This is a genomic window from Paracoccus sp. S1E-3 (assembly GCF_013868135.1).
Lineage (GTDB): Bacteria > Pseudomonadota > Alphaproteobacteria > Rhodobacterales > Rhodobacteraceae > Paracoccus.
In genome coordinates this window covers 843912-867868 of sequence record NZ_JACEMU010000004.1, presented here as the reverse complement: position 1 = coordinate 867868, position 23957 = coordinate 843912, and the positions used below count along the sequence as shown (strand labels likewise).

The 23957-nt window shown below is 64.1% G+C and carries 27 protein-coding genes and 1 pseudogene; 11 read left to right on the top strand and 17 right to left on the bottom strand.

The window, feature by feature from the left end:
- Window positions 1-14: 14 nt before the first annotated feature.
- The 16 genes from H1S04_RS04280 to sucC all read right to left on the bottom strand — a co-directional run bounded on the left by H1S04_RS04280 (window position 15) and on the right by sucC (window position 13876).
- Window positions 15-1034 carry a TAXI family TRAP transporter solute-binding subunit gene (locus H1S04_RS04280; RefSeq protein WP_181744293.1) on the bottom strand — a complete coding sequence of 340 codons (1020 nt, stop codon included), beginning with the start codon at window positions 1032-1034 and terminating at the stop codon, window positions 15-17.
- A complete protein-coding gene (locus H1S04_RS04275; RefSeq protein WP_181744292.1) occupies window positions 1034-1504 on the bottom strand; it encodes a lytic transglycosylase domain-containing protein in 471 nt (156 codons plus the stop codon). The genes H1S04_RS04280 and H1S04_RS04275 overlap by 1 nt, the downstream gene beginning before the upstream one ends.
- A 67-nt stretch (window positions 1505-1571) precedes the next feature.
- A complete protein-coding gene (lpdA, locus tag H1S04_RS04270; protein ID WP_181744291.1) occupies window positions 1572-2966 on the bottom strand; it encodes a dihydrolipoyl dehydrogenase in 1395 nt (464 codons plus the stop codon).
- Between the two features lie 118 nt (window positions 2967-3084).
- Window positions 3085-3474 carry an MAPEG family protein gene (locus H1S04_RS04265; protein WP_181744290.1) on the bottom strand — a complete coding sequence of 130 codons (390 nt, stop codon included), beginning with the start codon at window positions 3472-3474 and terminating at the stop codon, window positions 3085-3087.
- The gene (locus tag H1S04_RS04260; RefSeq protein WP_181744289.1) at window positions 3471-4022 is read right to left on the bottom strand and encodes a murein L,D-transpeptidase family protein; all 552 of its coding nucleotides are present in this window, start codon (window positions 4020-4022) and stop codon (window positions 3471-3473) included. The genes H1S04_RS04265 and H1S04_RS04260 overlap by 4 nt, the downstream gene beginning before the upstream one ends.
- Window positions 4022-4276, bottom strand: a complete 255-nt coding sequence (locus H1S04_RS04255; protein WP_181744288.1) for a hypothetical protein — start codon at window positions 4274-4276, stop codon at window positions 4022-4024. The genes H1S04_RS04260 and H1S04_RS04255 overlap by 1 nt, the downstream gene beginning before the upstream one ends.
- Window positions 4277-4279: 3 nt before the next feature.
- Entirely contained in the window at window positions 4280-4723 is a 444-nt protein-coding gene (locus H1S04_RS04250; protein WP_220185083.1) for an EVE domain-containing protein, read from the bottom strand.
- Window positions 4692-5033, bottom strand: a complete 342-nt coding sequence (locus H1S04_RS04245; protein ID WP_181744287.1) for a hypothetical protein — start codon at window positions 5031-5033, stop codon at window positions 4692-4694. The genes H1S04_RS04250 and H1S04_RS04245 overlap by 32 nt, the downstream gene beginning before the upstream one ends.
- Window positions 5034-5191: 158 nt before the next feature.
- Entirely contained in the window at window positions 5192-6811 is a 1620-nt protein-coding gene (gene odhB / locus H1S04_RS04240; protein ID WP_181744286.1) for a 2-oxoglutarate dehydrogenase complex dihydrolipoyllysine-residue succinyltransferase, read from the bottom strand.
- Between the two features lie 3 nt (window positions 6812-6814).
- The gene (locus H1S04_RS04235) at window positions 6815-9781 is read right to left on the bottom strand and encodes a 2-oxoglutarate dehydrogenase E1 component (RefSeq protein WP_181744285.1); all 2967 of its coding nucleotides are present in this window, start codon (window positions 9779-9781) and stop codon (window positions 6815-6817) included.
- Between the two features lie 72 nt (window positions 9782-9853).
- Window positions 9854-10258, bottom strand: coding sequence for a hypothetical protein (locus H1S04_RS04230; protein ID WP_181744284.1), 405 nt, complete (start codon window positions 10256-10258; stop codon window positions 9854-9856).
- A gap of 49 nt (window positions 10259-10307) precedes the next feature.
- A complete protein-coding gene (gene sucD, locus H1S04_RS04225; protein WP_181744283.1) occupies window positions 10308-11192 on the bottom strand; it encodes a succinate--CoA ligase subunit alpha in 885 nt (294 codons plus the stop codon).
- 26 nt (window positions 11193-11218) lie between these two features.
- Window positions 11219-11764 (bottom strand): hypothetical protein, encoded by a 546-nt coding sequence (locus H1S04_RS04220; protein ID WP_181744282.1) that lies wholly within the window; start codon window positions 11762-11764, stop codon window positions 11219-11221.
- Window positions 11764-11886, bottom strand: a complete 123-nt coding sequence (locus tag H1S04_RS18600; protein ID WP_255435448.1) for a hypothetical protein — start codon at window positions 11884-11886, stop codon at window positions 11764-11766. The genes H1S04_RS04220 and H1S04_RS18600 overlap by 1 nt, the downstream gene beginning before the upstream one ends.
- Window positions 11887-11939: 53 nt before the next feature.
- Window positions 11940-12677 carry a hypothetical protein gene (locus H1S04_RS04215; RefSeq protein WP_181744281.1) on the bottom strand — a complete coding sequence of 246 codons (738 nt, stop codon included), beginning with the start codon at window positions 12675-12677 and terminating at the stop codon, window positions 11940-11942.
- A gap of 5 nt (window positions 12678-12682) precedes the next feature.
- Window positions 12683-13876, bottom strand: coding sequence for an ADP-forming succinate--CoA ligase subunit beta (sucC, locus tag H1S04_RS04210; RefSeq protein WP_181744280.1), 1194 nt, complete (start codon window positions 13874-13876; stop codon window positions 12683-12685).
- Between the two features lie 300 nt (window positions 13877-14176).
- Between sucC and H1S04_RS04205 the strand changes: the two genes are divergently transcribed.
- The 4 genes and pseudogenes from H1S04_RS04205 (at window position 14177) to H1S04_RS04195 (ending at window position 18834) form a co-directional block, all read left to right on the top strand.
- A complete protein-coding gene (locus H1S04_RS04205) occupies window positions 14177-14458 on the top strand; it encodes a hypothetical protein (RefSeq protein WP_181744279.1) in 282 nt (93 codons plus the stop codon).
- Window positions 14459-15254: 796 nt separating this feature from the next.
- Window positions 15255-15314, top strand: a pseudogene (locus H1S04_RS18890) (hypothetical protein); the annotation flags it as partial.
- A 108-nt stretch (window positions 15315-15422) separates the two neighbouring features.
- Window positions 15423-16154, top strand: a complete 732-nt coding sequence (locus H1S04_RS04200) for a hypothetical protein (protein WP_298946040.1) — start codon at window positions 15423-15425, stop codon at window positions 16152-16154.
- Between the two features lie 454 nt (window positions 16155-16608).
- Window positions 16609-18834: a pre-peptidase C-terminal domain-containing protein gene (locus H1S04_RS04195; protein WP_181744277.1), complete on the top strand. Its 2226-nt coding sequence runs from the start codon at window positions 16609-16611 to the stop codon at window positions 18832-18834.
- Window positions 18835-18959: 125 nt separating this feature from the next.
- Here the strand turns inward: H1S04_RS04195 and mdh are convergent, their stop codons facing one another.
- Window positions 18960-19922: a malate dehydrogenase gene (gene mdh / locus H1S04_RS04190; RefSeq protein ID WP_181744276.1), complete on the bottom strand. Its 963-nt coding sequence runs from the start codon at window positions 19920-19922 to the stop codon at window positions 18960-18962.
- A 94-nt stretch (window positions 19923-20016) separates the two neighbouring features.
- Here mdh and H1S04_RS04185 point away from each other — a divergent pair, with 94 nt between their 5' ends.
- The 7 genes from H1S04_RS04185 (at window position 20017) to H1S04_RS04155 (ending at window position 23957) form a co-directional block, all read left to right on the top strand.
- Entirely contained in the window at window positions 20017-20769 is a 753-nt protein-coding gene (locus H1S04_RS04185; RefSeq protein ID WP_298946035.1) for a sulfite exporter TauE/SafE family protein, read from the top strand.
- Window positions 20770-20771: 2 nt separating this feature from the next.
- Window positions 20772-21542, top strand: coding sequence for a DUF3667 domain-containing protein (locus H1S04_RS04180; RefSeq protein WP_181744275.1), 771 nt, complete (start codon window positions 20772-20774; stop codon window positions 21540-21542).
- A 43-nt stretch (window positions 21543-21585) separates the two neighbouring features.
- Window positions 21586-22140, top strand: coding sequence for an NnrU family protein (locus H1S04_RS04175; protein WP_181744274.1), 555 nt, complete (start codon window positions 21586-21588; stop codon window positions 22138-22140).
- Window position 22141: 1 nt separating this feature from the next.
- Window positions 22142-22348: a DUF1737 domain-containing protein gene (locus tag H1S04_RS04170; protein ID WP_181744273.1), complete on the top strand. Its 207-nt coding sequence runs from the start codon at window positions 22142-22144 to the stop codon at window positions 22346-22348.
- Window positions 22349-22360: 12 nt separating this feature from the next.
- Window positions 22361-22957: a hypothetical protein gene (locus H1S04_RS04165; protein WP_220185082.1), complete on the top strand. Its 597-nt coding sequence runs from the start codon at window positions 22361-22363 to the stop codon at window positions 22955-22957.
- A 211-nt stretch (window positions 22958-23168) separates the two neighbouring features.
- On the top strand, window positions 23169-23558 hold the full coding sequence (gene sdhC, locus H1S04_RS04160; protein WP_181744272.1) for a succinate dehydrogenase, cytochrome b556 subunit: 390 nt from the start codon (window positions 23169-23171) through the stop codon (window positions 23556-23558).
- Window positions 23559-23567: 9 nt separating this feature from the next.
- Window positions 23568-23957: a succinate dehydrogenase, hydrophobic membrane anchor protein gene (locus H1S04_RS04155; RefSeq protein ID WP_181744271.1), complete on the top strand. Its 390-nt coding sequence runs from the start codon at window positions 23568-23570 to the stop codon at window positions 23955-23957.

The window sequence follows — 23957 nt, the reverse complement described above, 5'->3', positions numbered from 1 at the left end:
AGCCCGGAAGGGGCTTACTTCAGCAGCCCGGCCTCGCGGTAATACCGTGCGGCGCCGGGATGAAGCGGGATCGCCACGCCTTTCAGCGCGTTCTCGCGCAGGATGCGGCGACCGATGGGGTGGCCATAGCTCAACTGGCGCATGGTGTTGTCATTCCACAACACACGGGTGATGGCATGGATCAGATCGTCTGGCTGATCGGCGCGGGTAACCCACAGCGCGCCCACCGACAGGGTCGCCACATCGCCATCCATCCCCCGGTAAGTCCCTTGCGGCACCGTGTCGCGGATGAAGAAGCTCTCTGCCCCCAGCAGCCGGGCGGCGACCGCATCGTCGATCGGGACCAGATTCACATCGGCCTGCCCCGCCAACTGGCTGATCGCGGGCGAGGGATAGCCGCCGACGAAGAAGAAGGCGTCCAGCTTCCCCTCGCGCATGGCAACGGCCGCGCGGGTGGCGGGCAGATGCATCACCGTCAGGTCCGCATCGCCAAGACCCGCCGCATCCAGCACCAGCCGCGCATCGACCAGCGTGCCCGATCCCGGCTCGTCCAGCGAGACGCGCTTGCCGCGCAGATCGGCGATGGTGTTGATCCCGGCATCGCGCCGGGCGACGATATGCAGCGCCTCGGGATACAGGTTGGCAATGGCGCGCAAGTTCCCGATCGGCGGCAGGCCCGAGAAATTCCCGGTGCCGGTCTGCGCCCAATAGGCCACGTCCGCCTGGGCAAAGCCCGATTCCACCGCGCCGTTTCCAACATTCTCGACATTCTCGACGGACCCGGCCGAGGCCAATGCCGAGGCCAGCAGCCCCGGCACCCCGCAGGCCCCGCCCTCGGCGCAGGACATCCCTCCGGGCGGGTTCGAGATCGCCGTCGCGATGATCCCCCCGATCGGATAATAGGTCCCTGCGGTCGAGCCGTTGCCGATGCGGAAGAACTGCACCTCGGTCCCCTGCGCGGGCGGCGCCTCCTGCGCCGCCACCGGCATGGCCAGCAGGGCGAGGGCGACCAGCAGGGCACGCCGGGTCCGCATCAGCCGCGCAGCCCCGTTTCTTCCAGCAGTCCCTTGCGTTTGGCCTCATAGTAATAGCCGCGCGCGTACCACTGGACCGCCTTGTCGGGATTGCCATCCGCGACCAGATAGGCGCCGCGCAGATAGCGGCCGCCATATTGCAGATTGGTATCGGCATCCAGCAGCCCGGCGGGCGATCCGCGATACCCCATGGTCCGCGCCGTCTGCGGCAGGATCTGCATCAGCCCGTAATAAGGCCCGTTCCGCGCCGCCGGATTATAGCCGGATTCGCGCTGCACCACCCGATGCAGAAGCGAGGCGGGGATCTGGTGCTGCGCCGCCCAGTAATTGATCTTGCCGCGCATCTCCGGTGTCTCGCCGGCGTAAAGGTTGCCCGGTGCCGGACCCGCGACCCGCCGCGCCGGGCTGCCGCCGCACGCGGCCAGCACCAGCACCCCCAGCAGCGCCCCACGCCGCGAGATACCATTCATTCTGGCCGAAATATCCCGGGGGGTGGCCGCAAGGCCGGTGGGGGGCAGCGCCCCCCTGTCCAGACTGTCAGACATGGATCGCGCCGCCACCCAGTGCCAGCGCCGCCTCGCGCACCGCTTCCGAGGTGGTCGGATGGGCGTGGCAGGTCATGGCGATATCCTCGGCCGAGGCGCCGAATTCCATCGCCACGCAGACCTCGTGGATCATTTCGCCCGCATTGGGGCCAATGATGTGGCAACCCAGAACCCGGTCGGTCTCCGCATCGGCGATCATCTTCACGAAACCGTCGCCCTGGAACATGGCCTTGGCGCGGGCATTGCCCATGAAGGGGAACTTGCCGACCTTGACCTTGCGGCCCGATTCCTTGGCTGCCGCCTCGGTCAGGCCGACGCTGGCGACTTCCGGGATGGTATAGATCACGCCCGGAATGACGTTGTAATTCACATGCCCCGCCTTGCCGGCGATCACCTCGGCGGCGGCCATGCCCTCGTCCTCGGCCTTGTGGGCCAGCATCGGGCCCGCGACCGCGTCGCCGATGGCATAGATGCCCGGCACATTGGTGCGCCAGTGATCGTCGATGGCGACCTGGCCGCGATCGGTCAGGGCGACGCCGGCGCCCTCCAGTCCCAGACCGTTCAGGAAGGGGCGCCGACCGGTGGCCAGCAGGACGACATCGGCCTGGATCTGATGTTCGCTGTCATCCTTGCGCAGCTTGTAGGTTACCGTGGCCTTTCCATCCTTGACGGAGGCCGATTGCACCGCGGCGCCCAGAACGAAGTCCAGCCCCTGCTTGGCCAGCGTGCGCTGCAGCTGCTTCTGGATCTCGGCATCCATGCCGGGCGTGATCGCATCCAGATATTCGATCACCGTCACCTTGGTGCCCAGCCGCGCATAGACCGAACCCAGTTCCAGCCCGATCACGCCCGCGCCGATCACCACCATGGTTTCGGGGATTTTCGCCAGCACCAGCGCGCCGGTCGAATCGACAATCGTGCCGCCATCATTGTCGACCTCGACTCCCTTCAGCGGGCTGGGTTCCGAGCCGGTGGCGATGACGATGTTCTTGGTGTCATAAACCGTGTCGCCGACCTTGACCTTGCCCGGCGCCTCGATCACGCCCCAGCCCTTGATCCAGTCGATCTTGTTCTTCTTGAACAGGAATTCGATGCCCTTGGTGTTGGTCTCGACCGTCTCGGCCTTGTAGCCCTGCATGACGTTCCAGTCGATCTCGGGCAACTCGCCCATCAGGCCCATCTTTTCAAAGTTGTGCCCGGCCTCGTGATACATATGCGAGGCGTGCAGCAACGCCTTGGACGGGATGCAGCCCACGTTCAGGCAGGTGCCCCCGAGCGTGCCGCGGCCCTCGACCACGGCGACCTTCTGGCCCAGCTGGGCGGCGCGGATTGCGCAGACATAGCCGCCGGGGCCGGCGCCGATAACGATGAGGTCATAGCTGGACATTCAGGTCTCCTTCAGAATTCGGCAAATGCCGCCGGGCGGCGGAAGATATACCTCCGCATACACAAGCTTGGGACTGTATTCACCCGGAAAACGCAGGCGCTGCGCGCATATCCGCCATTCAGAACAGGGCCGCGAGGATGACGGTCATCGTCGCCAGAAACCCCACCCCCCAGATCACCGATCGCCAGGGCGTCCAGCCGAAGGCATAGGCCGGAACATAGAGGATGCGTGCGCCCAGATAGACCCAGGCGGCCCAGCCCGTCAGCGCGTTCGCCTGCCCCGACAGTGTAATAACCACCGCCGCGATGGTGAAGAACGCGAGCGATTCAAAGTGGTTGTTCACCGCGCGGCGGAGGCGTCCGGTCAGCGGTGAAAACTCGGGCTGGCGGTCGCGCGGCCCCGCATTCCAGTCCGCCCCCACGTCGGAGTTCATCACGGCTGCCGCCAGCCCGATCTGAACGGCCTGCAGGATCGCGGCAAGAGCGAGGACGGTCAGTTCCGGGGTCATGTGGCGCCCCTGATCTCGATCGGGGTGCCATCGGGGACCAGCGACCAGATTTCCTGCATCTCGGCATTGGTGACGGCGATGCAGCCATCGGTCCAGTCCCGGACACGATGCAGCGCCCCCAGCCAGCCCCAGCCGTTCAGCAGCCCGTGGATCATAATGTTGTCGCCGGGGCTTTCGCCACGGGTGGCGGCCGCGTTGCTGTCGGCGGCATTGGGATAGGAGATATGCAGACTCAGATGCGCGGCCGAGCGGGGATTGCGCCAGTCGATGACATAATTGCCCTCGGGCGTCTTCTCATCGCCTTCGCGGGTCTTGTGTCCCTGCGGCGCGGCGCCGAGGCTGATCGCATAGCTGCCGATCACCTGATCCCCGCGCATCAGCCGCATCAGGCGCGCGGGCTTGTCGACGACGATCCGGTCGGCCTGTGCCGCGGTCGCGGCCATGGCGGGCGGGGTGCCATGGGCTGCCCGCATGGCGCGCGTATAGGCTGCGGCCGCGATCGGGATGGCGGCCAACAGCAGGATCGCCCCGAACAGGCGCCGTCGCATCAGGCGGTTTCAAGCAGATGTGCTTCGGCCTTGCTGACCCCGGCGAGCGAATTGAACACCCCCGCCGCACCATCCAGATAGGCGCGCGCCTTCTTGGCATCCGCGACCGAGAACAGCGCCCATGCACTGGTGTTGCTTTCCCGCCAAAGCTGCAGAAGGCTCAACGAGTTGTTGCCGCGATCCTCGGCGTCATTGTCGAAGGCGGGTTTGAATGTCGCGTAATCGGCAACCGTGTAGTGAACCAGCATCTGCATCTGTCAATCCTTCGTCATGGCGGCGCGTATGGTCTCAAAATCGGCGCCGGAGATTTCAAACAGCCCTCTGCGGGCAAGCATACCCCAGTTTCCCCGGGTGAATTCAAGCCCATGGGACAACGACTGGATAGGCGTTTCGGTTGCCGCCATCCAATCGATATCGCGCCGATACCCGGTTTGGCCGGTTGGCATCTGGGCCGGGTAGGGCTCGCTGTCGCGCAGCCAGCCGATGGCGGTGAAGGCTTTCAGCGGCGCGCCGTCGGGCCAGGCGGTCTTGGGCGAGTAATAGACCAGCCCGTCGCCGGGACTGAGCCGCAGGAGCGGCGCCAGCTTGCCGTGATTCATCATCGCAAAACCGCCCTCGACGCCGATCAGCACATGCTCGCGGCTGACCGTGCCCACCCAGTAGCGGCGATCAGCGGAAATGCCGGGCGTCGCGTTCGTCATGGGGATACCCAAGCCGGTCCGGCTTACGGTTCTTCAGCGCGTTCAGCATCAGTGTCATGGCCTGCCACACCACCGCACCGCCAGGCAGCGCCCACCAGGTCCAGCCGAACGGACCCAGAAGGTCGTTCAGTATCCACAGCGCCGCCGCCATGATCGCCACCCGCACCAGCCAGACACGGAAGATCGCCCGTGGCGTCCTGCGCAACTGATCGAGGGCTTCGCGCCCGCGGGCGCTGGAGGATGCCAGCGACAGTTGGGCATAGGTGGGGTCATCATGATTGTAATGGCTGTGCCGGGGGCAGTCGGACATTCGGAGTTCCGTCTTTGGGCATCGCTGTCAACGCATATTGCCGAGGCTAACGGCGCAATCCGACCGACACAAGGCGCGGCGAGACGGGTCGCAAGTAAACTGGCCCGGCGGAACATCCGCCGGGCCAAGGGAACGGGTCGGTTTTGCGGGCCCGACGATCAGATGTCCATCAGCAGGCGGCGGGGATCTTCCAGCGCTTCCTTGACGCGGACGAGGAAGGTCACCGCGCCCTTGCCGTCAACGATCCGGTGGTCATAGCTGAGTGCCAGATACATCATCGGGCGGATGACGATCTCGCCGCCGACAACGACCGGCCGGTCCTGGATCTTGTGCATGCCCAAGATGCCCGATTGCGGCGGGTTCAGGATGGGCGAGGACATCAGCGAGCCATAGACCCCGCCATTCGAGATGGTGAAGGTGCCCCCCTGCATCTCGTCCATGGTCAGCTTGCCGTCGCGGCCCTTCTTGCCCAGCTCGCCGATTTCCTTCTCGATCTCGGCGAAGCTTTTCTGATCGGCATTCTTGACCACCGGCACGACCAGCCCATTCGGAGTGCCGACCGCCACGCCCATGTTGACGTAGTTTTTATAGACCACGTCGGTGCCGTCGATCTCGGCATTCACTTCGGGCACTTCATGCAGCGCATGGACGCAGGCCTTCACAAAGAAGGACATGAAGCCCAGCTTCACGCCGTGCTTCTTCTCGAACACGTCCTTGTATTCGTTGCGCAGGTCCATGATGCCCTTCATGTCTGCCTCGTTATACGTGGTCAGCATGGCGGCGGTGTTCTGCGCGTCCTTCAGGCGGCGGGCGATGGTCTGGCGCAGCCGGGTCATCTTGACGCGTTCCTCGCGCGCCGCATCCTGCGGGGCGGAAGGTGCGCGGGGGGCAGCGGCGGGCGCTGGGGCAGGCGCGGGGGCTGCGGCCGGTGCGCTGCCGGCGCGGGCCACGTCTTCCTTCATCACCCGCCCGTCACGACCCGAACCCTGCACCGCATCGCGCGCGATGCCGGCTTCGGCCATGGCCTTCTTGGCCGAGGGGGCGTCTTCCACATCCTCGCGCGGCTTCACATCTTCTGGGCCGGCACCGGGGGACCCGACCTGAGCGGCCTCCTTGACCTCGGGGTCTTCGGTCTTCGGCTGCTGCGTGTTCACGGTCGCCGCGGATGCCGAAGCCGAAGCCACACCGCCTTCGGTGATGATCGCCAGCCGCGCCTTGGCGTCGACGGTCGCACCTTCGGGCGCAAGGATTTCGGCCAGCACGCCGGCGGCCGGGGCGGGCACCTCGACCGACACCTTGTCGGTTTCCAGCTCGCACAGCATCTCGTCCTGCGCCACGGCGTCGCCAACTTTCTTGAACCAGGTGGCAACGGTGGCTTCGGTCACCGATTCCCCCAGCGACGGCACCATCACGTCAACAGATTTACCGCTCATCTTCTGTCCTTCCTGAGCATTGGCCGGCGTTGTTGCGGCCTGTTCTTGTTTCGCCGCCGACTCGGCTGCTTTTTTCGGCTCGGCCGGGGCGGGGGCCGCCCCCTTGCCGGTCTCGTCGATCTGCGCCAGCAGCGCATTGGGCGAGACGGTCGCGCCTTCAGGCGCGACGATCTCGGTCAGGATGCCGGCCGCCGGGGCGGGCACCTCGACCGTGACCTTGTCGGTCTCCAGTTCGCACAGCATTTCATCAACCGCCACGGCATCACCCGGTTTCTTGAACCAGGTGGCGACGGTGGCTTCGGTGACGGATTCGCCCAGGGCGGGCACGCGGACTTCGGTCGTCATCTGTTATCCCCCGATGGTCAGCGCTTCATTCACCAGCGCCTCCTGTTCCGCCTTGTGGCGCGAGGCAAGCCCGGTCGCGACCGAAGCCGCCGCCTGACGGCCCGCATAACGCGCGCGCTTGGCCTTGTGTTCCAGCTTGTCCAGCACCCATTCCAGATTGGGCTCGACAAAGCTCCAGGCGCCCTGGTTCTTCGGCTCTTCCTGGGCCCAGACGAAATCGGCGTTCTTGAAGCGGCCCATCTCCTTCAGCAGCGATTGCTGCGGGAAGGGATAGAACTGCTCCAGACGCATCAGGTAGACATCGGTGATGCCGCGCTCATCGCGTTCCTTCAGCAGGTCGTAATAGACCTTGCCCGAGCAGATCACGACCCGGCGGATCTTGTCATCACTGACCAACTTCGTGGGCGATCCGCCGCGTTCGGCGTCGTCATGCAGCACGCGGTGGAAGGTCGAACCGGTCTGGAACTCGTCCGCCGTCGACACCGCCAGCGGATGGCGCAGCAGCGATTTCGGTGTCATGATGACCAGCGGTTTACGGAAGCTGCGATGCAGCTGCCGGCGCAGCAGGTGGAAATAGTTCGCCGGCGTGGTGACGTTGGCGACGATCCAGTTATCCTCGGCGCACATCTGCAGGAAGCGTTCCAGACGGGCGCTGGAATGTTCCGGCCCCTGACCTTCGAAACCATGGGGCAGCAGCATCACCAGACCCGACATGCGCAGCCATTTCTTCTCGCCCGAGGAGATGAACTGGTCGAACATAATCTGCGCGCCATTGGCGAAATCGCCGAATTGCGCCTCCCACAGCGTCAGCGCGTTCGGTTCGGCCAGCGAATAGCCGTATTCGAAGCCCAGCACCGCATATTCCGACAGCATCGAGTCGTGGACTTCGTAAGCCGCCTGACCCTCGCGGATATTGTTCAGCGGATAGTAGCGCTGTTCGGTCAGCTGATCGACAAAGGCCGAGTGGCGGTGGCTGAAGGTGCCGCGCGTGGAATCCTGACCCGTTAGGCGCACCGGCTTGCCTTCCAGCAACAGCGACCCGAAGGCGAGCGCCTCGCCGGTGGACCAGTCAAAGCCCTTACCGGTTTCGAACATCTCCTTCTTGGCCTCGATCAGGCGGCCAACCGTCTTGTGCAGGTTGAAGCCTTCGGGCGCGGTGGTCAGCGCACGGCCGATCTCGGCCATATCCTCGGCCGGGATGCCGGTATTGCCGGGGATATATTCCGCGCCCTCGTTGCTCAGGCCGCTCCACTTGCCGTCCAGCCAGTCGGCCTTGTTCGGCTTGAAGTTCTTGCCGACCTCGAATTCCTCATTCAGGTGCGCCTGGAAGGCGGCCTTCATGTCCTCGATCTCGCCTTCGGGGATCAGCCCGTCCTTGACCAGCCGTTCGGTGTACAGTTGCAGGGTCGTCTTGTGGCCCTTGATTTCCTTGTACATTGCCGGGTTGGTGAACATCGGCTCATCGCCTTCGTTATGGCCGAAGCGGCGATAGCAGAAGATGTCGATGACCACGTCCTTGTGGAACTGCTGGCGGAATTCGGTCGCCACCTTGGCGGCGTGAACCACCGCTTCGGGGTCGTCGCCGTTGACGTGGAAGATCGGCGCCTCGACCATCAGCGCGATATCGGTCGGATAGGGCGAGGTGCGGCTGAAATGCGGCGCAGTGGTAAAGCCGATCTGGTTGTTCACCACGATATGAATGGTGCCCCCGGTGCGGTGGCCGCGAATGCCCGACAGTTGCAGACATTCCGCCACGATGCCCTGACCGGCAAAGGCCGCGTCCCCGTGCAGCAGGATCGGCAGCACGGCGGTACGCTCGCCCCGGTCGCCCAGCTGGTCACCCTTGGCCCGCGCCTTGCCCAGCACGACCGGGTTCACCGCCTCCAGATGCGAGGGGTTCGCGGTCAGCGACAGGTGGACGGTGTTGCCGTCGAACTCGCGGTCCGACGACGCGCCGAGGTGATATTTCACGTCACCCGAGCCGTCCACGTCTTCGGGCTTGTAGCTGCCGCCCTGGAATTCGTGGAAGATGGCGCGGAAGGGCTTTGACAGCACGTTCGCCAGCACCGACAGGCGGCCCCGGTGGGGCATCCCGATCACGACTTCCTTCACGCCAAGCGCGCCGCCGCGCTTGATGATCTGTTCCATCGCCGGGATCAGCGATTCACCGCCGTCCAGACCGAAACGCTTGGTCCCCATGTATTTGACATGCAGGAATTTTTCGAAGCCCTCGGCCTCGACCAGCTTGTTCAGGATGGCGCGGCGGCCGTTCTGGGTGAACTCGATTTCCTTGCCATAACCCTCGATCCGTTCCTTCAGCCAGGCGGCTTCTTCCGGGTTCGAGATGTGCATGTATTGCAGCGCGAAGGTGCCCAGATAGGTGCGGTCCATGATCTCTTTGATCTGGCGCATCGTGGCGACTTCAAGGCCCAGCACGTTGTCGATGAAAATCGGACGGTCCATGTCGGCGGCCGTGAAGCCGAAGGTTTCGGGCAGCAGCTCGCCCGGATAGGGGACCTCGCGCAGGCCAAGCGGGTCCAGATTGGCGTGCAGGTGGCCGCGGATCCGATAGGCGCGGATCAGCATCAGCGCGCGGATCGAATCCAGCACCGCCTGGCGCATCTGCGCCGGGTCCAGCTGCTTGCCCTTTTCCGCCGCCTTGGCGGCGATCTTCTCCATCGCCGCATCGGCCTCGGCCCTGGAGGTCATCGGCCATTCGCCGGTCAGTGCCGAGATATTTTCGCCCACGGGCATCGGCGGCCAGTCGGCACGCTTCCAGCTCGGGCCTTCGGCCTCGGCCACGGCATCGGCGGCGCTGTCGCCGAGGGCGGCGAAGTAACGGTCCCAGGCGGCGTCCACGGCAGCTGGATCGCGCGCCCACTGGCCGTGAAGCTGCTCGACATAGGTGGCGTTATGCCCCTGCAGGAAGGACGAATCGTGGAAATCGACGTTTTTGGGTTGCTCGGTCATTGTTGAACCTCGAAGGGGTTGGGTCCGTTTGCGTTATTGTCAGGTCGGGGCGCGCGAAGGGTCATGCCATCCTCACGCACAGAAAATATCGATCATGCGGGTGCCGGGATCGTCGCCCGGCGCGGCCAAGGGGACGTGTTCGATCCGGTTCACGCCACGGCTTTCCAGTCGGCACAAAGCGGTTGCTGCGCGGCTGTCCGCATCGGCGGGGGCCGAGACCGGATGATAGATCAGCCGCCAGCCGAAATCGCGGCGTGCGACGGTGCGCACGGCCTCGGCGGGCAGGGTGGTCGCGAGCGGCAGGTTGGTGCGGGCGGGGACGCCGCCGCGCAGAACCTCATCTGTATTGCGCGGTCCGCAGGCGGTCAGGCACAGCGTCGCGATCAGCGCCGATGGCGCAAGCAGCCGCCCCGCACTTGCGGGGGCAGCGCCGGAACTGGCTGGGCTGGCGTCCATCATGTCCACCTTGCTGCTCATTTTTTCCGCACCCCCTATAGTTAGGGCGGGGGTGCGGTCTGTCAAATCATCAGCCCTTGATCGCTTTCAGGACAGCCTCGCCCAAGCCCGCGGGGCTGTCGGCAACGATGATTCCGGCCTTCTTCATGGCCTCGATCTTCGATTCCGCATCGCCCTTGCCGCCCGAGACGATGGCGCCCGCATGGCCCATGCGCCGGCCCGGAGGCGCCGTGCGCCCGGCGATGAAGCCGGCGGTGGGTTTCCAGACGCCCTTCTTCTTCATCTCGGCCAGGAACTCGGCCGCTTCTTCCTCGGCCGAGCCGCCGATCTCGCCGATCATGATGATCGACTCGGTTTCCGGGTCTTCAAGGAACATGCGCAGCACGTCGATATGCTCCATCCCCTTGATCGGGTCGCCGCCGATGCCGACCGCCGAAGACTGGCCCAGACCCACATCCGAGGTCTGCTTCACCGCCTCATAGGTCAGGGTGCCCGAACGCGAGACCACGCCGACCGAACCCCGCTTGAAGATCGAACCCGGCATGATGCCGATCTTGCATTCATCGGGCGTCATGATGCCGGGGCAGTTCGGCCCGATCAGGGTCGATTTCGACCCTTCCAGCGCCCGCTTGACCTTCATCATGTCCAGAACCGGGATGCCCTCGGTGATGGCGACGATCAGCGGCACCTCGGCATCGATGGCTTCGAGGATCGAATCCGCCGCAAAGGGCGGCGGCACATAGATCGCGGTCGCATTGGCGCCGGTCACCGCCACGGCCTCATGGACCGAGTTGAAGACCGGCAGGCCCAGATGCTCGGTCCCGCCTTTGCCGGGGGTCACGCCGCCGACCATCTTGGTGCCATAAGCGATCGCCTGTTCGGTGTGGAAAGTCCCCTGGGACCCGGTGATGCCCTGAGTGATGACTTTGGTGTTCTTGTCGACGAGAATGGCCATGTCTTTCCGTGTCCTTGTCGGGTGGGTTAAGGCCGCAGCAATGCGACCGAGATTTCATTGTGGCCGCGTCCCCGCGGATTGCGCAGAATGCCAATCCCTTCAGTGGGGGTGCGGCCGGTGGTCCAGATCGTTTTCAGCGAGTCGCGGGTGGCGACCGGCTGGGCTTTGGGAAACCATTGCGCGATGCGCTGCCGGATCTCGGCCTCTTGTCCGGTGCGGGCGCGGGCGTGAACACCGCAAAGGCCACCATCGTCCGAGATTTGCACCATCGGCGCCGAGGTATCCGTCACGAAACTGCGCAGGCCGTTCCGCCAGCCGCCGACGGGCACATAGCCCGCCGCGCGAAGCTGCGCGGTGCGCGCGGTGACTGACGGATCACCATCCAGACAGAAGGCCCGGAAGTTGCTCATCAGCGTTGCGCCCGATGCCAGCGGAACGATGTTCTTGGTCTTGATATTGGCCAGCTCCTGCTGCTCGGCGAAGGTGGAATCATCCCCCGTGCCAGTGCATGCCGCCACCGCGCCCAGAAGGGCAAAGGCAAGCACGCGCGGAATGACTGGCCGCAAGCGCATCAGCTTTGATCCGCTTCCTGGGTTGGTTCCGGCACATCCGCCCTGACATCGCCAGCACCGACATTCTGCCCGCCGAGGCGGATAGAATAGGGGGTCAGCGTGATGTCGTCCAGAAAAGCCATTGTCACTCCTTTGGGGTCAGATGCGCTGCAAAAAAAACCGCAGCGCACCTTTGTCATTTCAGTCGCGTCACGTTCAGATTGGTCGGCGCATCAAGCGATGACCGGCCAAGCGTGATGAAGGTCTTGCGATCAAGGATATAGCCCGCGCCGAACAGCCCGGTATCCGCCGGCGCACCGGCAGCCAAGCCACGCGAGGTCACCACGCGTTGCAACTGCCCAAGCGCGGCATCATCCGATCCCAGCCGAACGGTCAGGGTGCAAACCGAATTCGTCCCCTGACCCCAAGCCAGATCGGCCCGGCCATTCGTCAGCACCGTATCGCCCGCCGTGGATTTGAAGCCGATCGGCCCCTCCAGAACCGGGTACCGGCCTTGCGAGTCTTTCAGGCGCTCCAACGCATAATCGGTGATCGGCTGCCGATCCTGCGGGGCCACCTGCGGCGCGGTCGAATAGCCGTGGATACGGATGTTCAGGTCCTGTCCGCCCTTGGCCGTGAAGCCATTGGCCGAAGCGACATTCAGCATCTGCTGCTGCCCACCGCTTCCGTCGATGCAGGCCTGCGCGAAGATGTCGGCCAACCGGGCCAGTTCGGCCTGTGACGAAATCAACGGCAGGCGCGACTGCTTGCCCGAGCGACCGCTGGCATACTGATCGATAAGCTTTTTCTGGCTGTCGATCGGCAGGCTTTCAAAACGACTGATCGCATCGAAATGGGCCACCGCGCGGTCGTTTCCGCAGCCGGCGACAGCCAGCAACGCTACGAACGCCGAAGCAAGCAGCTTTCGCTTCATCGCAATCAGCCCTTCACCGCTTTCACGATCTTCTCGGCCGCATCCGACAGGTTGTCGGCGGGGATCACGTTCAACCCGCTTTCGCGGATGATCTTCTTGCCCTCTTCGACATTGGTGCCTTCCAGACGCACGACCAGCGGAACCTTCAGGCCCACCTCCTTGACCGCCGCGACGATGCCGTCGGCGATGATGTCGTTGCGCATGATGCCGCCGAAGATGTTGACCAGAATGCCTTTGACGTTCGGGTCCGAGGTGATGATCTTGAACGCCTCGGTCACCTTTTCCTTGGTGGCGCCGCCGCCCACGTCCAGGAAGTTCGCCGGCTCCGCCCCATAAAGCTTGATGATGTCCATGGTGGCCATCGCCAGACCCGCGCCGTTCACCATGCAGCCGATCTCGCCATCCAGCGCGATATAGTTCAGGTCGTATTTCGAGGCTTCCAGTTCCTTCGGATCTTCCTCGGTCTCGTCGCGCAGCTCCTGAATGTCGGGGTGGCGATAGAGGGCGTTGTTGTCAAAACCCATCTTCGCGTCGAGCGCCTTGAGGTTGCCTTCCGTGGTCACGATCAGCGGATTGATCTCCAGCATCTCCATGTCCTTGTCGAGGAACAGGCGATACAGATCCTTCACCAGCTTGACGCATTGCTTGACCTGACCGCCGGTCAGACCCAGCGCGAAAGCCACGCGGCGGCCGTGGAAATCCGACAGGCCGGATGCGGGATCGACGCTGAAGGAGACGATTTTCTCGGGTGTCGAGGCGGCGACTTCCTCGATATCCATGCCGCCTTCGGTCGAGGCGACGAAGCTGACGCGCGAGGTGCCGCGATCGACCAGCAGGGCCAGATAAAGCTCGCGCTCGATGTCGCTGCCGTCCTCGATATAGATGCGGTTGACCTGCTTGCCGGCCGGCCCGGTCTGGTGGGTGACCAGCGTGCGGCCCAGCATCTGGCGGGTCATTTCCTCGGCTTCCGAGGTCGACTTTGCCAGACGCACGCCGCCCTTCTCGCCGGCCTCGGCTTCCTTGAACTTGCCCTTGCCGCGGCCGCCGGCATGGATCTGGGACTTGATGACCCAGAGCGGGCCGTCAAGCTCGCCCGCGGCGCGCTTGGCGTCTTCGGCACGGGTCACGACACGGCCGTCGCTGACCGGAACGCCATAATCGCGCAGAAGCGCCTTGGCCTGGTATTCGTGAATGTTCATGGCAAACCTCGCGTTGATACGGTTTGCCGGTTCTTTTGGCACAGTCGCGGGTGGGGATGAACCGTTTTCGCACAGCGGGGTAAGGAAAGGGTGAAAAAGTCCGGCTTCGTGATCACACAGAAAAATACTGTGATCACAAATCTGCCCGCAGCCGCCGCCCCCAGGGGCGACCTCGCTCATCGACGCCAGCATTTCGTATTGTGTTGACGTTTTCGTGAGGTCGGACGCATTATCCGCACGGTAACGATTTTTCCCGGAGATTCCATTCCCGCCACCACCGCCACCACGTCCAATATCGCCGTGATCGGTGTTTTCGCCAGTGCGCTTGATGCCGCGAATGATTCAGATTGGTGGCGGCTGTCGCTGAAGGCCGGCCTGACCTATACCTTTCAGGTCGCCAACGGGACCGGCGGCAGTTTGCTCGATGCGAATGTTTCGATCCGCAATGCCGCCGCGACTGTCATCACCCCGCTGGTTGTCGGTGGTGAGACCTTGTCCCTCATGGCGAAGGCGACCGGGACCTATTATCTGGACGTGTCCAATGGCGATGCGGGGACGGGGTGGCCGAGGGCGGCTATGTGATCCACGCCAATCTCGACGACAGACTTCCGAATGATGCGACCACACCGGTTGTTCTTCGTCCCGACACTTACTTCCATACGTGGGAAAGACCCGTCAGCGGCAGGTTCGAGGGGCCGGATGATGCCGACTGGTATCGCCTCGATCTGGCCGAAGGGAGAAGCTATGGGGGCAGTGGTTATTTCACCACCTCTTCCAGTGCCAATACCCGACTGGCGCTTGTCGATGCGCGCGGGACCATCATCACCGACTCGACCGGCTGCCTCACCTCGCTGGATTTCTCGATCGCGAAGACAGGCATCTATTATCTCGTCACTTCGACAAACGGCGGCAGCGCGCCCAGCGGTGGCACCTACTATCTGCGGGCCCATAGCGGGGACGGCGCCGGCGGCGGCATCGGCACCGCGTCATCGATTTCACCCGGGCGCGCGATCGAGGCGTTCATCAACACCGAAGCTGACAGCGACTGGTACCGCCTGGATGCCCAGGCCGGACAGACCTACCACCTGCAGGTTGACGAGGGGATGGCCACCCGGGATTCGGTTGCCGCGGGGCTGTTCCTCATGGACGCTGCGGGCAATCTGATCCTGCACGTGCCGCGCCAGCTGGATGGATCGGCCGCCAAGCTCAGCTATACCGCGCTGACGGATGGACCGCTTTATGTCGTCGTAGACACGGTAGATGCACTCCTCCCTCCCGGCGCGACGAGGCTGCCGCCGGTGGCGGGCGCCCACAGGGTGAGTGTGCTGACCGATGCCGTCGAGCTGACCGGAACGGATCTCGACGACGTACTCGAAGGGTGGGACAATGGGAATGTCATGTTGGAAATGGCGGCAATGACACCCTGCTCGGAAGTTCCGGTTCTGACACGTTCTTCGGCGGAGCAGGGCTCGCTATCGCGGATTACTCTGCCTTCACCAGCTGGATCAGACTGGATTTCGGGGGTGATCTCGAATTTCGCAGCAAGGTGACTGGAGCCGAGACCATCGCGACCTTGTACGAGATCGAGGGCGCGATCGCCGGCTCGGGCGACGACCTGCTGGAATCCGGCGATCTGAGCAATTATCTGAACGCAGGCGCCGGGAAGGACAGAGTTCTGGGCGGCAGCGAAAATGACACCCTGTGCGGCAGTCATGGCAATGACACGATCATGGGCGGCTCGGGCGAGGACACGCTGATCTTCGCCTCTGGCGGTGGCCGCACGATGCGGCTGAACGTGACTGACGCGCAGCTCACCGGTGAGGGGCGCGACCTGTTCGACGAGATCGAGCACGTCATCGCCACCAACCGCAACGACGCCATCGTCGGCAATGATTCTGCCAACCGGCTGGAATGGCGCGACGGCAATGAAGTGCTGGCGGGCGGGGCCGCCAACGACACCCTGATCGGCGGCTATGGCAATGACACCCTCGCCGGGGGCGCCGGCGAGGACATGCTGATCTTCGCGAACCAGGCGGCGGGGCGCGCGGTCAATCTGTCGCTGACGGGCGCACAGGCCACCGGCGAAGACAAGGACGTCATTACCGGCATGGAAAACGTCACCGGCGGCGCGGGGAATGATTTCTTCACCGGCAATGCCGCGGGGAACCGGCTGGATGGCCGCAACGGCAACGACACGCTGCCGGGCGGGACCGGCAACGACATCCTGCGCGGCGGCGCCGGCAGCAAGCTTCGTCTTCGACAAGGGAGACGGGGTTGACGTCGTTCTCGATTTCGACGCGGCACGCGATGTGATCGTCATTCGTTCCGGTGCCAGGCCTATGCCGAGCTGGACATCCGGCAGGCTGGCGGGAATGTGACGATCGTCTATGGCGACGATCTGATAGTTTTGAATGATATCCAGCGCGGCAGCATCGACGCGTCCGATTTTCTGTTCACCTGACCCTGTGCGGGTCGCCTTGCCCGGTCGGGCAGGCGGGGCGCATGTCGTGAACCTACCCGCGCCGTTGAGGCGGGGCGGCTCTTTCGGTCCGTGATAGGTCCCTGGACAAATGCCTTTGGCCGGGGCGATTTTCACAAAAGTGTCGCGATTACGTCAACGCGCCGGAAACCGGGCGAGCTCCCCGCGAAAAAAGCCGAAACAGGAATCTGAAACTATTTGACGACGCCTGAAAGCCACGCAATATCACATCGATGTATTTTTGGGGGTAACCATGGCTGACATTCCGGGCAACACGACCACGACATCCAATATCACAGGCACGGGCGCCTATCGCAGTGATTTGGAATTCAGCGGGGATTCGGACTGGTGGCGCATGTCGCTGACCAGCGGTCTGACCTATATGTTCCGGGTCGAGAGTGGTGGTGGACCGACGCCGCTGGATGATGCCTATCTGGTCTTGCGCGATTCCAATGGCAACGAGATCAAATATGTCAACGATGGCTATAACCTGAGCTTTACGGCCGTCCAGTCGGGCACCTATTACCTTGAGGTGGTGGATTCCAGCAGCGACGGGAAGGCTGAGGGGACCTATGTCATCAACACCTGGATGGGCGATACGGTCAAGGGCAACACCACCACAACGGCCAGCATATCGGCCTCGGGCCAGACGGCGGGTCAACTGGGCGAAAGCGGGGATTCCGACTGGTATCGGTTGACCATGGTCGAGGGGCGCAGCTATTCGTTTTCGGTCGTCAGTGGTGGCGGAACGACGCCGCTGGATGATGCCTATCTGGTCTTGCGCGACGCCAATGGCAACGAGATCAAATATGTCAACGATGGCTATAACCTGATCTTCACGGCCAGCCAGACCGGTGTCTATTACCTGGACGTCCAGGATTCCTCCAGCGACGGCCAGCCCGAGGGCAACTTCATCATCAAGTCCTCGATGAAGGATACCGTCGTCGCCAACACCAGCACGACCGCAGTGATCAAGGCAGGGTATGAGACGGTCGGCGCGATCGATGCCGTGCAGGACGTCGACTGGTATCGCCTGAACACCCAGAACGGGGTCACTTATGAGGTCACCCTCAGCGGCACCGGCGCCGCCGCGCTCAGCGACAACAAGCTGATCCTGCTGGATGCCAATGGGAACGTCATTTCCTATGATTATGGCTCGTCCCGCGGTGCGGCTCTGCTGACCTTCAAGGCCACGTCGGCCGGTCCGTATTTTCTGGCCGTGCGGTCGGACAGCGATTACGACGCCGATACCGGCAGTTTCCTCCTCTCGGTCCGTTCGGATGCGAAAACGATTGTCGGCACGAGCGGCAATGACGTGCTGAGCGGGATGGACAATGACAACATCATCAATGGTGGTGCGGGCCATGACGTGCTGCGCGGCAATGGTGGAAATGACCTGCTGATCGGTGGGCTCGGCAATGACGGTCTGCTGGGTGGCCTGGGTCATGACACCGCCGATTACCGCGTCAACACCACCGTCATCGTGAACCTGGGCCTGACGGGTGGCCAGCAGACCGGGCAGGGCAAGGACAGCCTGCACTCGATCGAGGGGGTGATCAGCGGCTCGGGCAGTGACCTGCTGACGGGCAACGCGGCGAATAACACGCTGGATGCCGGCCTCGGCAATGACCGGGTGGACGGGGCGGCAGGCAATGACACGCTGATCGGCGGTCATGGCAACGACGTCATCCTCGGCGGCGCGGGCGAGGATACGCTGGCCTTTGCGGCGGGCGGCGGCCGCACTGTCAACCTCATGGTGACCACCGCTCAGGTCACGGGCGAAGGCACGGACCGGATCGTCGGGGTGGAGCATATCGCCGGTACCAACCTCAACGACAGCTTCACCGGCTCGACCGGCAATAACCGGCTGGACGGGGCGGGCGGCAATGACATGCTGAACGCCGCCGCCGGGAATGACACGCTGCTCGGCGGCCTTGGCAACGACACCATCAATGGCGGTGCCGGGGTCGACTGGCTGGTGATGACCAACAATCGCGGGACCGCCGTCGATCTGGTCAAGACCGGCGCCCAATCCACCGGCGAAGGCGTCGACATTATCCTCGGCATCGAGAATGTCGCGGGTGCGGGCGGCAATGACCGCATCTTCGGCAGCGCCCTGGCCAATACCCTGAAGGGCGGCAACGGCAACGACCTGTTGGACGGGCGTGGCGGCATCGACCGCCTGCAAGGCGATGACGGCCGCGACACATTGCGCGGCGGCACCGGCAACGATGTCCTGACCGGCGGCGACGATGAGGACGTGTTCTTCTTCGAAGCCGGCGGCGGCTTCGACCGCATCACCGATTTCGACGATGGCGACGACCTGATCGAGTTCCGTTCGGGCGCGAATGCCTATTCCGACCTGACCATTACCCAGGTCGGCGCGGATACGCACATCACCTATGGTGGCACCAACAAGGTGATCGTGGCCAAGACCTATTACTGGGACCTCGACCAGTCGGACTTCATTTTCAGCTGAGCTGAAGCGGTTCGCAACGGATACGGGCGGCGGGTCATTCCGCCGCCCGTTTTCGTTTCCGGTTGCCGGCATGAAAAAAGGCGGCAGGAGAGCCTGCCGCCTGTTCATTTCCGTTGTGCGGGCGATCAGGCCAGCGAGGGGTCGATCTGCTTGCAGGCCGCGACGAGGCCCTTCACGGCGTCGACCGACTTGTCGAACATCGCCTGTTCGTCCTTGTTCAGCTTGATGTCGATCACCTTTTCGACGCCGCCCGCGCCGATCACGGTCGGCACCCCGACATAGAGGCCGTCCAGACCATAGGCGCCCTTGACATAGGCCGCGCAGGGCAGAACGCGTTTCTGGTCTTTCAGATAGGCCTCGGCCATCTCGATGGCGCTGGTGGCCGGGGCGTAGAAGGCCGAGCCGGTCTTCAGCAGGCCGACGATTTCGGCGCCGCCATCACGGGTGCGCTGCACGATGGCGTCCAGCTTGTCCTGCGTGGTCCAGCCCATGCTGACCAGATCCGGCAGCGGGATGCCCGCGACGGTCGAATAGCGCGCCAGCGGCACCATGGTGTCGCCGTGGCCGCCCAGCACGAAGGCCGTCACGTCACGCATCGAGACGCCGAATTCCAGCGACAGGAAGTGGCGGAAGCGCGCCGAATCCAGAACGCCTGCCATGCCGACGACTTTTTCCACCGGCAGGCCCGAATATTGCTGCAGCGCCCAGACCATCGCGTCCAGCGGATTGGTGATGCAGATCACGAAGGCGTTCGGCGCGTATTGCTTGATGCCTTCGCCTACCGATTTCATCACTTTCAGGTTGATGCCCAGCAGGTCATCGCGGCTCATCCCCGGCTTGCGCGGTACGCCTGCGGTGACGATGCAGACATCGGCACCGGCGATATCGGCATAGTCATTGGCGCCCTTCATCACGGCGTCGAAACCCTCGGACGGGCCGGACTGCGCAATATCGAGCGCCTTACCCTGCGGCGTGCCCTCGGCGATGTCGAACAGGACGACGTCGCCCAGTTCCTTCATGGCCGCCAGATGGGCCAGCGTGCCGCCGATCTGGCCGGCGCCGATGAGTGCGATTTTGGGTCGAGCCATGGTTTCCTCCGGGAAATGGTCAAATGGTCGCGCATGGGTTAGTCCCATGTCGAAACGCTTTCAAGGCGCGATTCGCGTGATGCGGGGGCAGAGGGTGGAGTTATCGCAAACATCATGGCTGCTGGCGATCGTCGCAGCCATTGCGGTCGGCATGGCCAAGGGCGGGCTGAGCATGGTCGGCATGATCTCGGTGCCGCTGATGTCGCTGACCATGTCGCCGGTGACGGCGGCGGGGATCATGCTGCCGGTCTTTATCATCTCGGATGTCGGCGGACTGATCGCCTTCCGGCGCAGCTTCGATCGCCGGGTGTTGGCGACGCTGCTGCCCGGCGCGATTGCGGGGATCGGTCTGGGCTGGGCCACGGCGCATATCGTCCAGGATGACGCGGTGATGCTGATCGTCGGGCTGATCGGCGCGGTCTTCGCGCTGAACGCGCTGATCCGCCCGCGCATGGGGGAGATGCGGGGGTCGCGCTGGGGGGCGGGCACGTTCTGGGGCAGCATTGCGGGTTATACCAGCTTCGTCAGCCATTCCGGCGCGCCGCCCTATCAGATCTATGTGCAGCCGATGGGCCTGCCCACGGCGGTTTATGCGGGCACGACCACGGTTTTCTTCGCCATCGTAAATGCGGTGAAGCTGGTGCCCTATGCGATGCTGGGCCAGCTGAACCCCGACAATCTGCGCATCGCGGCCATGCTGTGCCTGCCTGCCATCTTCGGCGTCTGGCTGGGGCTGCGATTGCTGCGCATCCTCCCGCAGGCGCTGTTTTACAGCATCATCACCTGGGGCTTGCTGCTGGTCTCGGTCAAGCTGGTCTGGGACGGCGTCACCGGGCTTGCGGGGTAGCCATGGGCTGGCGCAGCACCATTCTGGGCGAGGATGAGAGCCCCTGCCAACACCCCAATCCCGGCAAATACTGCCCCGATTGCGGGCTGCTGATGGACCTGCCGCGTTTGCGGGCCGAGGATATTTTCAGCAGTTCGCCGGCCGCATGGCAGGAGAAATCCTTCCGTCGCACGCTGTCCGGGCTGATCCTGCGTCCCGGTCCCGCCATCCGTACCTATCTGTTCCAGAACCGCAGTTATCTGGTCAAACCGGCGACCTATCTGCTGCTGGCCCTCGCCTTTCGGGTCTGGGTAGACCACCTGCTCAGCGGGACCGAGACCTGCGCCGCCACTGACGGCTTCTGCCAGATGTGGGCCGAGGAGGGGACCTCGCTGCGCTTCGTCCAGATCGGGCTGTTCGCGCTGGTGTACCGGATGGCCTTCCGCAAGGCAGGGCTGAACCTGTGGGAATACGGGGTCGGCTTCTCCTATATCATCGCGCAGGCCAGCATCATCGCCGGCGTGCTGTCGCTGCTGCTTGCCTTCGCCGAGCCGCTGACGGCGGGGCTGGTCGTCCTTGCCGCCCAGAGCGTCTATATGATCCTTGCCACCATCCAGTTCCTGCAGATCCGTGGGCGTGGGTCGATCCTCGGTGCGGTGCTGCTGGGGGCCGTGACGGTCATCCTCTATGTGGCCGGTGTGATGGCTCTGGCCGATATCTGGCTGGACGACACCGCGCCCGCCGCCGCCGACAGCGCGGCGCCTGCGGCCTCTGTTGCCGCGCCGCCGCAATGATGCGAGATTGCCGCCGGAAGATCGTGCAAGAAGGAAAGCCCGGATGTTCATCCTGATCCTTGGTGTGGCCCTGTGGTCTGCGGCCCATCTGTTCAAGCGCCTCGCCCCGGACGCTCGCCGCAGGCTGGGTACCTCGGGGCGCGGCATGATCAGCGCGGCGATCATCTTCTCGGTTCTGCTGATGATCTGGGGCTATCGCAGCGCGCCCATGGGCGAGGTCTGGTGGGGTCCGACGCCGGCCATGAAAGGCATCAACAACCTGCTGGTGCTGCTGGCCTTCTACCTGTTCGCGGCGTCCGGCATGAAAACCGGCATCACCCGGCGCATCCGCCATCCGCAGCTGGTAGGCTTCGCGCTGTGGGCGGTCGCGCATCTGCTGGTGAATGGCGATCTGCCCTCGCTGGTGCTGTTCGGCGGTCTGCTGGCTTGGGCGATTGTGGAAATCATCGCGATCAACCGTGCCGAGCCGGGCTGGCAGCCCCCCGCCCATCCGATCCCGATCCGCAAGGAAGGCATGGCCGTGTTCGGCACGGCTCTGGTCTTTGGCGCGGTCGGACTGATCCATGCCTGGCTGGGCTATAACCCGTTCGGAGCGTGACATGGCGACGCTTTACCGCTTCCTGACCGAGGACGATACCTCGGCCTTCTGCCACAAGGTCAGCGCCGCACTGGCGCAGGGGTGGCAACTGCATGGCCAACCCAGCATGGCCTTCGATTCGGCGCGCGGGGTGATGCGCTGTGGGCAGGCGGTGACCAAGGATATTCACGGCGAATACCACCCCGACATGAAGTTGGGCCAGCAGTGAGGCCGCCGCGCCATGTCTGATGCCAGGCCGTTCGAGCCGAGCATCCACATGCCCGCAGCAGAGGCCGAGGCCCTGCGAGTCGCCTATCGCGCGGCGCAGGTGATCGGGGAATACGGGTCGGGCGGCTCGACCGCATTCGCGGCGACCGAATGCGCGGCGCGCGTCCTCAGCATCGAAAGCGACCGCGAATGGGCGGCGCAGCTGCGGCGCTGGATCGATGCGCAGGGCGTGCCGCCGGGACGTGTCACCGTGCAGCATTGCGATATCGGTCCGACCAGGTCCTGGGGACGGCCGACCGACAGCGACCGATGGGACAGGTTCTGGACCTATCCCTATGCGCTTTGGCAGGATCCCGGCTTTGATCCCGATCTGGTGCTGATCGACGGCCGCTTCCGCATCGCCTGCCTTGCCGCCACCATGCTTCACTGCCGCAAGCCGCTGACGGTGCTGTTCGATGACTATATCGACCGGCCCTATTACCACGTCGTCGAGGAGATCGTCCCGCGGGCCGGCATGATCGGTCGGATGGCCCGGTTCGAGATCGCGCCGGGTCAGGTCCAGTCGGGGCAATTCTCCGGGAAGGTGCCGTGGTTCTTTTCCGCCAGATGAATTGCCGCCGCATCTTGACCTTTGCGCAAGGCCCTGTGATCACACCCTTGTTTGCTGTGATCACAAATGCGGGATTTCGCCGGAAATTGTTACGGGGGTGGACAAGGCCCCGTGACAGGCGCGAAAAAAGCCGTAAGACATCTCGCAAATTCCAGCCAGCCCGCACGCCAGCTGACGCCGTGGGCCCGCACGCAATATGAAGGGGGACGACATGGCTGATGTGAACCGGGGAAACCGGCCGCTTTCACCGCATCTGCAGGTCTATCAACTGCCGCTGGCCGCCAAGACCTCGATCCTGAACCGGGCCACCGGGCAGGCGATGGTGGCGGGGCTGCTGCTGCTGGCCTTCTGGCTGCTGGGCGCGGCGGTGGGGGGGCGCACCTGGGAATGCGCCGATGCCCTCGCGCGCAGCTGGTTCGGCTTCATCGTCTTTCTCGGTTCGACCTGGGCGCTGTGGTATCACTTCCTCGCCGGGATCCGTCACTTCTTCTATGACGCCGGCCACGGGCTGGAGATCGAGACCGCCCGCAAATCCAGCATCGCCATCATCGCCGGTTCGGTCGTCATGACCGTGCTGAGCCTGCTCATCTACTGCCTGTAAGGGGAAGCCATGCGTTACATCACCCCGCGCAAAGCCGCCGTCGGCCTCGGCGCCTCGCATACCGGGACCGAGCATCACTGGTGGATGACGGTCAGTTCCGCCGCGCTGGCGCTGCTGACCCCGTCCTTCCTGATGGTCGTGGGCACTGCCCTGCAACTGCCCGGCCGGACCGAGATCCTGGCCTATTTCAGCCATCCCTATCCGGCCATCGTGATCGCCGCCTATATGACGCTGGGGATGCTGCATTTCATCAAGGGGACGCGGATCCTGATCGACGACTATCTGCAGCACACCGCCCGCAAGGTCGGGCTGGTCGTCGCCGCCGTCTTCGGCTGGGCCGTCATCGCCACCACGCTATTCGCCATGGCGCGCATGCTGCTTGCCACCGCGCAGATCTGA